The 12,887-nt window shown below is 70.1% G+C and carries 11 protein-coding genes; 10 read left to right on the top strand and 1 reads right to left on the bottom strand.

The window, feature by feature from the left end; all coding sequences use genetic code 11:
* Positions 1–4: 4 nt before the first annotated feature.
* From ACWC21_RS21985 to ACWC21_RS21975, 3 genes are read left to right on the top strand one after another with little or no spacing between them, the layout of a single operon-like run.
* Positions 5–1,231, top strand: coding sequence for a cytidylyltransferase domain-containing protein (locus tag ACWC21_RS21985; protein WP_450884292.1), 1,227 nt, complete (start codon positions 5–7; stop codon positions 1,229–1,231).
* 13 nt (positions 1,232–1,244) lie between these two features.
* Entirely contained in the window at positions 1,245–2,183 is a 939-nt protein-coding gene (locus ACWC21_RS21980) for an N-acetylneuraminate synthase family protein (RefSeq protein WP_450884290.1), read from the top strand.
* Between the two features lie 44 nt (positions 2,184–2,227).
* Entirely contained in the window at positions 2,228–3,388 is a 1,161-nt protein-coding gene (locus ACWC21_RS21975) for a hypothetical protein (protein WP_450884288.1), read from the top strand.
* Here ACWC21_RS21975 and ACWC21_RS21970 read toward each other — a convergent pair.
* A complete protein-coding gene (locus tag ACWC21_RS21970) occupies positions 3,385–4,071 on the bottom strand; it encodes a class I SAM-dependent DNA methyltransferase (protein ID WP_450884286.1) in 687 nt (228 codons plus the stop codon). The genes ACWC21_RS21975 and ACWC21_RS21970 overlap by 4 nt on opposite strands.
* A 287-nt stretch (positions 4,072–4,358) precedes the next feature.
* On the opposite strand from ACWC21_RS21970, the gene ACWC21_RS21965 reads away from it, so the two are divergent.
* The 7 genes from ACWC21_RS21965 (at position 4,359) to ACWC21_RS21935 (ending at position 12,862) form a co-directional block, all read left to right on the top strand.
* On the top strand, positions 4,359–5,591 hold the full coding sequence (locus tag ACWC21_RS21965) for a M20 family metallopeptidase (protein ID WP_450884284.1): 1,233 nt from the start codon (positions 4,359–4,361) through the stop codon (positions 5,589–5,591).
* A 296-nt stretch (positions 5,592–5,887) separates the two neighbouring features.
* A complete protein-coding gene (locus ACWC21_RS21960) occupies positions 5,888–6,916 on the top strand; it encodes a BMP family lipoprotein (protein ID WP_450884283.1) in 1,029 nt (342 codons plus the stop codon).
* A gap of 226 nt (positions 6,917–7,142) precedes the next feature.
* The gene (locus tag ACWC21_RS21955; RefSeq protein ID WP_450884281.1) at positions 7,143–8,189 is read left to right on the top strand and encodes a BMP family lipoprotein; all 1,047 of its coding nucleotides are present in this window, start codon (positions 7,143–7,145) and stop codon (positions 8,187–8,189) included.
* 221 nt (positions 8,190–8,410) lie between these two features.
* Positions 8,411–10,075 (top strand): ABC transporter ATP-binding protein, encoded by a 1,665-nt coding sequence (locus ACWC21_RS21950; protein ID WP_450884351.1) that lies wholly within the window; start codon positions 8,411–8,413, stop codon positions 10,073–10,075.
* Positions 10,072–11,193, top strand: coding sequence for an ABC transporter permease (locus ACWC21_RS21945; RefSeq protein WP_450884279.1), 1,122 nt, complete (start codon positions 10,072–10,074; stop codon positions 11,191–11,193). Before ACWC21_RS21950 ends, ACWC21_RS21945 begins: the two co-directional genes overlap by 4 nt.
* Positions 11,193–12,455, top strand: a complete 1,263-nt coding sequence (locus ACWC21_RS21940) for an ABC transporter permease (RefSeq protein ID WP_450884277.1) — start codon at positions 11,193–11,195, stop codon at positions 12,453–12,455. The genes ACWC21_RS21945 and ACWC21_RS21940 overlap by 1 nt, the downstream gene beginning before the upstream one ends.
* Positions 12,452–12,862 (top strand): cytidine deaminase, encoded by a 411-nt coding sequence (locus tag ACWC21_RS21935; RefSeq protein WP_450884275.1) that lies wholly within the window; start codon positions 12,452–12,454, stop codon positions 12,860–12,862. Before ACWC21_RS21940 ends, ACWC21_RS21935 begins: the two co-directional genes overlap by 4 nt.
* Positions 12,863–12,887: the final 25 nt, after the last annotated feature.

Raw genomic sequence — 12,887 nt, 5'->3', positions numbered from 1 at the left:
ACCCATGTCCGACACGTCAGCCGGGGTGCGCCGCGTCCTCGCGGTGATCCCCGCGCGAGGCGGCTCCAAGGGAGTGCCCGCCAAGAACCTGGCCCCCGTCGGCGGCGTCCCGCTCGTCGCCAGGGCCGTTCGCGAGTGCCTGGCCACCCGCCTCGTCACGGACGTGGTCGTCTCCACCGACGACCAGGCCATCGCCGCCGTGGCGCGCGAGGCGGGCGCCGAGGTCGTCCTGCGCCCGGCCGCCATCGCCGGGGACACCGCCACCTCCGAAGCGGCCGTCCTGCACGCGGTGGACGCCCACGAGTCCCTGCACGGGGCCCCCGTCGACGTGGTCCTCCTGGTGCAGTGCACCAGCCCGTTCATCGTCCGCGAGGACATCGACTCGGTGGCGGGCGCGGTCGTGGAGAACGGCGCGGACACCGCGGTGACCGTGGCCCCGTTCCACGGGTTCGTCTGGCGTGACGACGAGGGCACCGAGGACACCGCGGGCGGGGGCTTCGGCGTCAACCACGACAAGTCCTTCCGCCCCCGCCGCCAGGACCGCCCCCAGGACTTCCTGGAGACCGGCGCCGCCTACGCCATGGACGCGGCCGGATTCCGCAAGCACCAGCACCGCTTCTTCGGCCGCACGGAACTCGTGCGCACCGACCCCGCGCGCGTGCTGGAGATCGACGACCCGCACGACCTGGCCCGCGCCCGCGCGCTGGCCCCCCTCTTCGACGCGGACCTCCCCGGTTCGCTGCCGACCGCCGACGACATCGACGCGGTCGTACTGGACTTCGACGGCACCCAGACCGACGACCGGGTGCTGATCGACTCCGACGGACGGGAGTTCGTCTCCGTGCACCGCGGCGACGGCCTCGGCATCGCCGCCCTGCGCCGGAGCGGACTGCGGATGCTGATCCTGTCCACGGAACAGAACCTGGTCGTCGCCGCCCGCGCCCGGAAGCTCAAGCTCCCCGTGCTGCACGGCATCGACCGCAAGGACCTCGCCCTCAAGCAGTGGTGCGAGGAGCAGGGCATCGCGCCGGAGCGCGTGCTCTACGTCGGCAACGACGTCAACGACCTCCCGTGCTTCGCCCTCGTCGGCTGGCCCGTGGCGGTCGCGAGCGCCCACGACGTCGTACGCGGCGCCGCACGCGCGGTCACCACCGTCCCCGGTGGCGACGGCGCGATCCGAGAGATCGCCAGCTGGATCCTCGGCCCCTCTCTCGATTCCCTCACCAAGTAAGGACATCTCCGCCATGAGCACCAACTCCCGTATCCGCAACCTCGGTCCGCGTCAGGCCGGCCCCGGCCGCCCCGTCTACATCTGCGGCGAGATCGGCATCAACCACAACGGTGAGCTGGAGAACGCGTTCAAGCTGATCGACGTGGCCGCCGAGGCCGGCTGCGACGCCGTCAAGTTCCAGAAGCGCACCCCGGAGATCTGCACCCCGCGCGACCAGTGGGACATCGAGCGCGACACCCCCTGGGGCCGGATGACCTACATCGACTACCGCCACCGCGTGGAGTTCGGCGAGGACGAGTACCGCAAGATCGACGCGTACTGCAAGGAGAAGGGCATCGCCTGGTTCGCCTCCCCGTGGGACACCGAGGCCGTCGCCTTCCTCGAGAAGTTCGACGTCCCGGCCCACAAGGTGGCCTCCGCCTCCCTGACGGACGACGAACTGCTGCGCACCCTGCGCGCCACCGGCCGCACGGTGATCCTCTCCACCGGCATGTCGACCCCCAAGCAGATCCGCCACGCCGTCGAGGTGCTGGGCAGCGAGAACATCCTGCTCTGCCACGCCACCTCGACCTACCCGGCCAAGGCCGAGGAGCTCAACCTCCGTGTGATCAACACGCTGGAGAAGGAGTACCCGAACGTCCCGATCGGCTACTCCGGCCACGAGACCGGCCTGCAGACCACGCTGGCCGCCGTCGCCCTCGGCGCCGCCTTCGTCGAGCGCCACATCACCCTCGACCGCGCCATGTGGGGCTCCGACCAGGCCGCCTCCGTCGAGCCGCAGGGCCTCACGCGCCTGGTCCGCGACATCCGCACCATCGAGGCCTCCCTCGGCGACGGCGTCAAGAAGGTCTACGAGTCCGAGCTCGGCCCGATGAAGAAGCTGCGCCGGGTCAGCGGCGTCGTCGCCGAGGCGGAGATCGCGGCGGCGGCGGGCGAGCCGGTCGCGGTGTGAGAACGGGCCACACGAGCCCCTTACGACGGGACGGTCGTACGTCGATGAGCCCCCGCGCCGGGAACACCGGCCCCCGCACTCTCGCCTTCGTGGAGAGTCCGGTGCAGTTGCTGAACGTGCTGGAGTGGGCGCACGTCCACGGCCTGCGCGGGACGGACACGTCCGGCGCGGGCCGGGTGGTGCCCCTGCCCGCGCAGGTGCGGCGCCCGGTGGACGGCGAGCAGCCGGCGGGAACGCGGTCCGGCGCGGAGCTCACCGTCGTCGTCCTCGCCCCGACCGACCCCATGACCCGGGGCCAGCTGCGCCGCATGGCCGACCTGGCCCGCGACGAGGGGTACCGGGTCCGCTGGGAGGAGGCCCGGGGCGGTCCCGCCGCACCCTTCCAGACGATCGGCGGGCTCACCGGGCGGCTGCGCCGGGCGGACCGGATCGTCATGGGAGACCCCTTCTCCCGCTACGTCCAGCTGCTGCTGACGATCACCCGGGCCAAGGACCTGGTGGTGGTCGACGACGGCACGGCGACGATGGAGTTCGTCGCCCAGCTCGCCCGCGGTGAGCGCCTGGTGCGCTGGCACCGCAAGGGCGGCCGCCCCGGCGCGCGCGACCTGCTGTTCGCGCCGGTGTCCTCCTCCGCGCGGCGCCGGCTGACCCCGAACGCCGGCCGCCGGGTGGAGGTCTTCTCCTCCATGCCGGTGAAGGAGAGACCCGACGGGGTGACGGTCACCGCCAACGACTTCGGCTGGACCCGCGCCCGCTTCGGCCCGCCCCGCATCACCGGCGGCGCGGACATGGTCGGCACCTCGCTGGTCGAGACCGGCGTCGTCGACGGGGAGCGGTACCTGGAGGCGGTCCGCAACCTGGCCAAGGCCCACGGGGCCACCCGCTACTTCGCCCACCGCCGGGAGAGCGCCGAGAAGCTCCACCGGCTCGCCGCGGAGACCGGACTGGAGATCGTCCGCCCCGACCTGCCGCTGGAGCTGATCGCCCGGCGCGGTCCGATCGGGCGGACGATCCTCAGCTTCCCCTCGACGGTCGTCCACACGCTGCCCCTGGCCCTGGTGGGAACGGGCGTACGGGTCGCCGTGTGCGACATCGACCCCGCCTGGCTGACCGAACACGCCTCCCCCCGGGCCCAGGGCTTCCTGTCCGGGGTCACGGGCACCGCCCGCGACGTCCACCGGCTGGCGGCGGTGAGCCCGGCCTAGACGGTCACGTCCCCGTCGCCCGCGCCGCTCGGCTTGCGGGCCAGCAGGAAGGCCCGGGGGCGCTTCTCGTCGTCGACGGGCTCGCGGACGGTCGTGGCCACCGGCTCCAGGCCCGCTTCGGCTAGCAGGGCGGAGACGGTGTCCGGTGTGCGCCAGTAGTAGTGCAGGTCGATCTCGTGCCCGAACCGCTCCGTGAGACGCATCCGACCGTCGTCGTCGCCCGACTGGAAGCACAGCAGAACGTGCCCGCCCGGGACGAGGGTGCGGTGGAACTCCGCGAACGCCGCCGGCAGGTGGTCGTCCGGGACATGGATGACCGAGTAGAGCGCCATGATCCCGCCCAGCGTCGCGTCCGGCAGGTCCAGCGAGGTCATGGAGCCGACGTGGAACCGCAGGTGCGGATGCGCCTCGCGGGCCAGCGTCACCATCCGGGGTGAGACGTCGACCCCGAAGACCGGCACCCCGAGGCCGTGCAGATGGGCGGTGACATGACCGGGCCCGCTGCCGAGGTCGGCGACCGGCGCCGAACCGCCCGCCTTGACCAGCTCGGCGAAGGCGGCGATCAGGGCCAGGTCCACGGGGCCGATGTCCAGGTCGGCGGGGAAGCGCTCCGCGTACTCCTTGGCGATCGCGTCGTAGGACGAGCGGGTGGCGTCTATGAAGTCCGGGTTCGGTTCACTCACGGGGGCGCAGATTACCCCGCTCCGCTTGCACCGCTCCGACCTGCGCCTTTCCCTCCGGAGGTTCCGGTACGCGGACCGCTCCAGCGTGGCTTTGCCGCTGCGTGGTATCCGTGGAGGAAAGGATGGATGGGCGATCCGGCTGCGGCGGAGCCGCGGAAGTTTACCCATCCGATACATCGGCTATGCGTCGGGCGGTCGGATTTTCTTCCCCTAACGGGTTGAAGTTTTGTTGATCGAGGGTCAGTTGACCGGTCCGGCGTCCTACCCTTCAGAGGGTGAACCAATTGATGTCCCCAGAGTCCGAGGCCGACCTTCCTGGCGATGCCGTGCTGCCCGGCCTGCTGAGCGAGTCGCTGTACGCGGAGCTCGTCGCGTTCCGGCGTGACCTGCACATGCACCCCGAGCTGGGCAACCAGGAGTTCCGTACCACCGCCGCGATCAAGGGGCGGCTCGAGAAGGCGGGGCTCAGGCCCCAGGTCCTCCCCGCCGGGACCGGGCTCGTCTGCGACATCGGGGCGGAGCCCGACCAGGGGACCGGCCAGGCGCCCATACTGGCGCTGCGGGCCGACATCGACGGACTGCCCATCCCGGACACGAAGACCGAGTCCCCGTACCGGTCGACCGTGCCGGACCGCGCGCACGCCTGCGGCCACGACGTGCACACGACCGTGGTGCTGGGCGCCGGTCTGGTCCTCGCCGCACTGCACGAGAAGGGGCTGCTGCCCCGTCCGGTGCGGCTGCTCTTCCAGCCCGCCGAGGAGGTGCTGCCCGGAGGCGCCGCCGACGTCATCGCGTACGGGGCGCTGGACGGAGTGGGGCGGATCATCGCCGTGCACTGCGACCCCCGGGTGGACGCCGGGAAGATCGGGCTGCGGCACGGGCCCATCACCAGTGCCTGCGACCGGCTGGAAATCGCCCTGGACGGGCCCGGCGGGCACACCGCCCGGCCGCATCTGACCACCGATCTGGTGACCGCCGCGGCCAGGGTCGCCACCGACGTGCCCGCCATCGTCGCCCGGCGGGTGGACAGCCGCAGCGGGCTCGCGGTGACCTGGGGGCGGATCGAGTCGGGGCACGCGCCGAACGTGATCCCGCAGCACGCCGAGCTCTCGGGGACCGTACGGTGCCTCGACATCGACGCCTGGCGGCTGGCCCCCGACGTGCTGCACGCCGCGATCGACGAGGTCGCCACCCTGCACCGGGCCAAGTCGGAGATCAACTACGTGCGCGGGGTGCCGCCGGTCGTGAACGACCCCGAGGTGACCGAACTGCTGCGGGAGGCCATGGTCGCGCGTCGCGGCATCGAGTCCGTCGAGAACACCGAGCAGAGCCTCGGCGGGGAGGACTTCTCCTGGTACCTCGAGCACGTGCCCGGTGCCATGGCGCGGCTCGGGGTGCGCACGCCCGGCGAACGCACGGTGCGCGATCTGCACCAGGGCGACTTCGACGCCGACGAGCGGGCCATCACGGTGGGAGTGGAACTGTTCACCGCCGCGGCGCTGCTGGACGCCGTGCAGTAGGCCGTGGGTGGGGGAGGGGTGGCCGGTTGGTGCCCCTCCGTCCCCTTGTGTCATCCGGGTGTAACCGGCGGTAGGCCGTTGTAACCGGGGGGCGGCACGAATCGGTAACGGCCCGGGAAAACCCCGTTCCCCTCCTCTTCTACGCGCGTTACTGTGCGCCGGAATCGCCACCACCGGAGGCACCCTCGCCACCGGCGGCACATTGGGGAAGAGCGGACCGCGTGACGGGGCCGTGGGGACGAAGGGTGCTTGCTGTGCGTCTGATCTCTCGGAGGACGAGATTCTCCCAAGCTGCGGTGGCCGTCGCGGTCGTCGCCCTCGCGGCCGCCGGTTGCGGCAAGTCCAGCACGGAGTCGAGCACCAGCAGCTCCAAGGACGGCAAGTACTCCGGCAAGGGCATCGGCCTGGCCTACGACATCGGCGGCAAGGGTGACCAGTCCTTCAACGACGCCGCTTACGCCGGCTTCAAGAAGGCCGAGGCCGACTTCAAGATCGGCGGACGGGACATCGAGCCGCAGGCCGACGAGTCCGACGCGGACAAGATCCAGCGTCTGGAGACCCTCGCGAAGGCCGGTTACGACCCGGTGATCGGAGTCGGTTTCGCCTACGCCCCGGCGGTGAAGCAGGTCGCCGCCAAGTACCCCAAGGTCACCTTCGGCATCATCGACGACGACCAGACCCAGGCGAAGAACGTCGCCGACATGGTCTTCCACGAGGAGCAGTCCTCCTACCTGGCGGGTGTCGCGGCCGCCAAGGCGACCAAGAAGAACCACATCGGCTTCATCGGCGGCGTGGACATCCCGCTCATCCACAAGTTCGAGGCCGGGTTCGACCAGGGCGCCAAGTCGGTCAACCCGAAGATCAAGATCGAGTCGCAGTACCTGACCCAGACGCCTCAGGAGGGCGGCTTCGCCAGCCCCGACAAGGGGTACAGCGCGACCAACGGTCAGATAGACGCGGGCGCCGACGTCATCTACCAGGCGGCCGGCCTCTCCGGTCAGGGCGTGATCAAGTCCGCCGCGGAGCACAAGGTGTGGGCCATCGGCGTCGACTCGGACCAGTACAAGCAGGCCGCGCTGGCCAAGTACAAGGACTACATCCTCGGCTCGGCCCTGAAGAACGTCGGCGGCGCCGTCTACGACCTCGCCAAGTCCGTCTACGACGGCAAGCCGCTCAGCGGTGACGTCCGCGGCGACCTGAAGTCCGGCGGCGTCGGCTTCGCCGACTCCAACCCGAAGTACAAGGCGATGACCGACGTGGTCTCGGCCGTGGACAAGGCCAAGCAGGACATCATCGACGGCAAGATCACGGTCGACACCAAGTGATCTGACCGGTCGGTAACAGCGTCGGCACACCCCGTAGAACCATGTTTGGGCAGCGCGCCCCTTGCCACCCGCAAGGGGCGCGCTGCTGTCCGTAACCTGGAGCCGTGACTGTGGCCACAGGTAGATAACGGACCGGACATTGGGGGTTTTCCGTCAGGTCTACGCGCGTTACGCTGCCGCGGAACCAGCGCCTGGGTTGGGCGCTTGCACAAAGGAGTCACGTTCCATGCGCCGGGTGTCCCGTATCACGATTGCAGGCGTTGCGACCGCAGCGCTCGCCGTCACCGTCTCCGCCTGTGGTACCTCGTCCTCGTCCTCCACCGGTGGGGGCAAGTCCAAGGGCATCGGTCTGGCGTACGACGTCGGCGGCAAGGGTGACCAGTCCTTCAACGACGCCGCCTACGCCGGCTTCGAGAAGGCCCAGAAGGACTTCGGCGTCGGCGGCCGCGACGTGGAGCCCACGGACAACGAGTCGGACGCGGACAAGACCCAGCGCCTGGTGACCCTGGCGAAGGCGGGCTACAACCCGGTCATCGGCGTCGGCTTCGCCTACGCGGGCGCCGTGAAGGAGGCCGCGGCGAAGTTCCCGAAGGTCACCTTCGGCATCATCGACGACGACCAGACCCAGGCGAAGAACGTCGCCGACATGGTCTTCCACGAGGAGCAGTCCTCGTACCTGGCGGGTGTCGCGGCCGCCAAGGCGACCAAGAAGAACCACATCGGCTTCATCGGCGGCGTGGACGTCCCGCTGATCCACAAGTTCCAGGCGGGTTACGTCCAGGGCGCCAAGTCGGTCAACCCGAAGATCAAGGTCGAGTCGCAGTACCTGACCCAGACGGCCCAGGAGGGCGGCTTCTCCAGCCCCGACAAGGGTGAGAACGCGGCCAACGGCCAGATCGACGCGGGTGCCGACGTCCTGTACGCCGCCGCCGGCCTCTCCGGTCAGGGCGTGATCAAGTCCGCCGCCGAGCACAAGGTGTGGGCCATCGGCGTCGACTCCGACCAGTACAAGCAGGCCGCCCTGGCCAAGTACAAGAACTACATCCTGACCTCCGCCCTGAAGAACGTCGAGGGCGCGGTCTACGACCTGGCCAAGTCCGTCATCAAGGACAAGAAGCCGCTCTCCGGGGACATTCGCGGCTCGCTGGACAACGGTGGTGTCGGCCTCGCCGACTCCAACCCGGTCTTCAAGAACAACGCCGCCATGCAGGCCGCGATCAAGAAGGCCGAGGCCGGTATCAAGGACGGCAGCATCAAGGTGAAGACCTCCTGACGATCCCGGTCGGAGGCCTTGGCCGGAAGACGCCGCAATGGCAGCGTTACGGCCGCACAACGGGGCACGGGCTGATGCGGTCCGCGCCCCGTTCGCGCGGCAGAATGCTCGGAACGGATCGGTTACTTGAACAACTTGGACAAGGCCGGTCAGGTCCGGGCACTATTTAAAGCAGGGGCGCTACGCGCGTAGAGAGGCCCCTTTCCCGAGGAGAGTGCGCCATCGACGCGTCCAGCAGCCCTCCGCTCACCGCCCCGTCGACAGTCGCGGTAGAGCTCGCGGGCATCACCAAGCGATTCCCCGGTGTCGTCGCCAACCACGACATCCACCTCACGGTCCGCAAGGGCACCGTGCACGCCCTGGTCGGCGAGAACGGCGCCGGCAAGTCGACCCTGATGAAGATCCTCTACGGTATGCAGAAGCCGGACGAGGGCACCATCGCGATCGACGGCGAAGAGGTGAGCTTCGCCAGCCCCGCGGACGCCATCGCCCGCGGCATCGGCATGGTCCACCAGCACTTCATGCTGGCCGACAACCTGACCGTGCTGGAGAACGTGGTGCTCGGCAGCGAGAAGCTGCACGGCATCGGCGGCGGCGCACGCAAGAAGATCAAGGAGATCTCCGACCGCTACGGCCTGGGCATCCGCCCGGACGCCCTGGTCGAGGACCTCGGCGTCGCCGACCGCCAGCGCGTGGAGATCCTCAAGGTCCTCTTCCGCGGCGCCCGCACCCTGATCCTCGACGAGCCGACCGCCGTGCTCGTCCCGCAGGAGGTCGACGCGCTCTTCGCCAACCTGCGCGAGCTGAAGTCCGAGGGCCTCTCGGTCATCTTCATCTCCCACAAGCTGGGCGAGGTGCTCTCCGTCGCCGACGACATCACCGTCATCCGGCGCGGAACGACGGTCGGCACCGCGATCCCGTCCGAGACCACCCCGCGCCAGCTGGCCGAGCTGATGGTCGGCAGCGAGCTGCCCACTCCGGAGACCGCCGAGTCGACCGTCACGGACAAGGTCGTCCTGGAGGTCAGGGACCTCACGGTCTACTCGTCGGGCACGGTCTCGCTCGGGGAGTCGTCCGCCTCCCTTCTCATGGACGAGGTCGCGCGCGGCGAGGCCAAGCGCGTCCTCGACGACGTCACCTTCAGCATCCGCGCCGGCGAGGTCATGGGCATCGCCGGTGTCGAGGGCAACGGCCAGACCGAGCTGATCGACGCGCTGATCGGCACCAAGCACGCCGACTCCGGGCAGATCCTGTTCCTGGGCGAGGACATCACCCCCTGGCCCACCCGCAAGCGCCGCGAGCAGGGCGTCGGCTACATCCCCGAGGACCGCCACCGCCAGGGCCTGCTCCTGGAGTCGCCCCTCTGGGAGAACCGCATCCTCGGCCACGTCACCGAGAAGCCCAACGCCAAGGGCTTCTGGCTGAACCCCAAGGGCGCCCAGGACGACACCCGCCGCATCGTCGAGGAGTACGACGTCCGCACCCCGGGCATCGACGTCACGGCGGCCTCCCTCTCCGGCGGCAACCAGCAGAAGCTGATCGTCGGCCGCGAGATGAGCCACAACCCCAGGTTCCTGATCGCCGCCCACCCCACCCGCGGTGTGGACGTCGGCGCCCAGGCACAGATCTGGGACCGCATCCGCGAGGCCCGCCGCGAGGGCCTGGCCGTGCTGCTGATCTCCGCCGACCTGGACGAGCTGATCGGCCTGTCGGACACCCTGCGCGTGATCTACAACGGCCGACTGGTCGCGGACGCCGACCCGGCCACCATCACGCCGGAGGAACTGGGCTCGGCGATGACGGGTGCCGCGTCCGGACACCTGGAGCACGCAGAGACCGCCACAGAAGACGAGGCAGACGCCGGTCCGGAGGACGAGGCCCGATGAAGAAGTTCGACAAGGAGCGAGTGCTCCTCGCGGTGGCCGGCCCGGTCATCGCGCTCCTCCTGGCGATCGTGCTGACCTCGGTCGTCCTGCTCGCGTCGGGCAAGAACCCGATCGAGCCGTACGTCCTCATGCTGCAGCAGCTGCCGTACTCGGACATCCAGGTCCTGATCATCAACCAGGCGGCGCTGTACTACATCGCCGCCATCGCGGTCGCCCTCGGCTTCCGCATGAACCTGTTCAACATCGGTGTCGACGGCCAGTACCGCCTGGCCGCGGTGATGACCGCCGTCGTCGGCGCGCACGTGGCGCTGCCCGCCGTGCTGCAGATCCCGCTGCTGCTCCTGGTCGCCATGTGCACCGGTGCCTTCTGGGCCGGTATCGCCGGTGTCCTGAAGGTCACCCGCGGCGTCAGCGAGGTCGTCGCGACGATCATGCTGAACGCGATCGCCACCAGCGTCATCGCCTACGTCACCCTCACCGACGTGTGGGGCGTGCAGCTCGGCGACAACGTGACGACCGGTGTCATGAAGAAGTCCGGCTGGTTCCCCGGCATCGACCTGGGCCCGGACGTCGGCTCGATCTACGGCCTGGTCTTCCTCGCCGTGCTCCTCGGCGTCGGCTACTGGGTCGTCCTCAACCGCACCCGCTTCGGCTTCGACCTGCGCGCCACCGGCGCCTCGGAGACCGCCGCCGCGGCCTCCGGCGTCGACGCCAAGCGCATGGTGCTGGTCTCCATGCTGATCTCCGGCGCCATCGCGGGCCTGGCCGGCCTGCCGCTGCTGCTCGGCGACACCCACACCTACAGCCTGAGCTTCCCCGCGGGCCTCGGCTTCACCGCCATCGGCATCGCCCTGCTCGGCCGCAACAACCCCGGCGGCATCGCCCTCGCCGCCCTGCTGTGGGCCTTCCTCGACAAGGCCTCGCCCGCCCTCGACTACGCGACCCCCGTGGCGTACGACAAGGAGATCGCCACGATCATGCAGGGCCTGATCGTCTTCGCGGTCGTCATCTCGTACGCGGCCGTCCAGCAGTGGGCCCTGCGCCGTCAGCAGCGCCGGGTCGGCGCCGAGCTGGCCGCGGCCGCCGCCCAGAACACCAAGAAGGAGGTGGCTGCCTGATGTCCACCGCGACCATCGCCAAGCCGCAGGCGAAGCAGCCCGGCAAGGGCGGCCGCCGAATGTCGCTCCCGGTACTCCTGCTGGTCATCGCCGGTGTGCTGGTGCTGACCTCGATCGTCCGTCTGATCACCGGCGCGGACGGCATCACCTCGGTCGGGCAGATGTCGACCGCGCTGCAGCTCGCCGTGCCGATCGGTCTCGCGGGCCTCGGCGGCCTGTGGGCCGAGCGCGCGGGCGTCGTCAACATCGGTCTCGAGGGCATGATGATCCTCGGCACCTGGTTCGGTGCCTGGGCCGGCTACCAGTGGGGACCGTGGACCGGTGTCGTCTTCGGCATCGTCGGCGGCGCGCTCGGCGCCGTCCTGCACGCCATCGCCACGGTCACGTTCAACGTCAACCACATCGTCTCCGGTGTGGCGCTGAACATCCTGGCCCTCGGCGTGACCCGCTACCTGTCGAAGTTCACCTTCGCCGACGCCCCGCAGGGCTCCACCAAGCAGTCCCCGCCGATCGACTCCCTCGGCGACTTCAGCATCCCCGGCCTGTCGGACTGGCTGAACACGCTCAACGGGAAGCACTGGTTCCTGGTCTCGGACATCGCGGGCCTGCTCGGCGGCCTGGTCACCGGCCTGTCGCCGCTGACCGTCGTCGCGATCGCCCTGGTCCCGGTGACCTGGTGGGTGCTGTGGCGCACGGCCTTCGGTCTGCGCCTGCGCTCCTGCGGTGAGAACCCGGTGGCGGCCGAGTCCCTCGGCGTCAACGTTTACAAGTACAAGTACCTCGCCGTGATCATCTCCGGCGGCTTCGCCGGCCTCGGCGGCGCCTTCCTGTCGATCGTGGCGTCCAACGTCTACCTCGACGGCCAGACCGCCGGCCGCGGCTACATCGGTCTCGCCGCGATGATCTTCGGCAACTGGATGCCGGGCGGCCTGGCCCTCGGCGCGGGCCTGTTCGGCTACACCGACAGCCTCAACCTGCGCGGCGGCACGGTGAACGTCCACGCGCTGATCCTGCTGCTGGCGATCCTGCTGGTGATCGGGGCGGCGTACCTGGCGTGGCGGAAGAAGTACGTCCCCGCCGTCATCACGGTCGTCATCGCGGCCCTGATGTTCGTCTGGTACTCCTCCACGAACGAGGTCCCGCGCCAGCTCGTGACGGCCACCCCGTACATCGTCACGCTGCTCGTCCTCTCGCTGTCCGCCCAGAAGCTGCGCATGCCGAAGGCGGACGGCCTGCCCTACCGGAAGGGACAGGGCAAGTGACGTCGACCCCGTCGGCCGCCGACTTCGACTGGGAGGCGCTGCGCGCCGAGGCGCGGGAGGCCATGTCCCACGCCTACGCCCCCTACTCGGGCTACCCGGTCGGTGTCGCCGCCCTGGTCGACGACGGGCGCACGGTCACCGGCTGCAACGTCGAGAACGCCTCCTACGGGCTCGGGCTGTGCGCCGAGTGCGGTCTGGTCTCCCAGCTGCAGCGCACCGGGGGCGGCCGGCTGACGCACTTCACGTGCGTGGACGGCACCGGCGGCCTGCTGGTGCCGTGCGGCCGCTGCCGGCAGCTGCTGTACGAGTTCGGCGGGCCGGACCTGCTCCTGGACACCCCCGCGGGCGTCCTGCCGCTCTCCGAGATGCTGCCCCAGGCCTTCGGACCGGACCATCTCACCAAGTAAGTCCCGTACGGCCCCTCTGACGCGT

The organism is Streptomyces sp. NPDC001348 (genome assembly GCF_053597535.1).
This window is presented reverse-complemented; position numbering and strand designations above follow the sequence as displayed.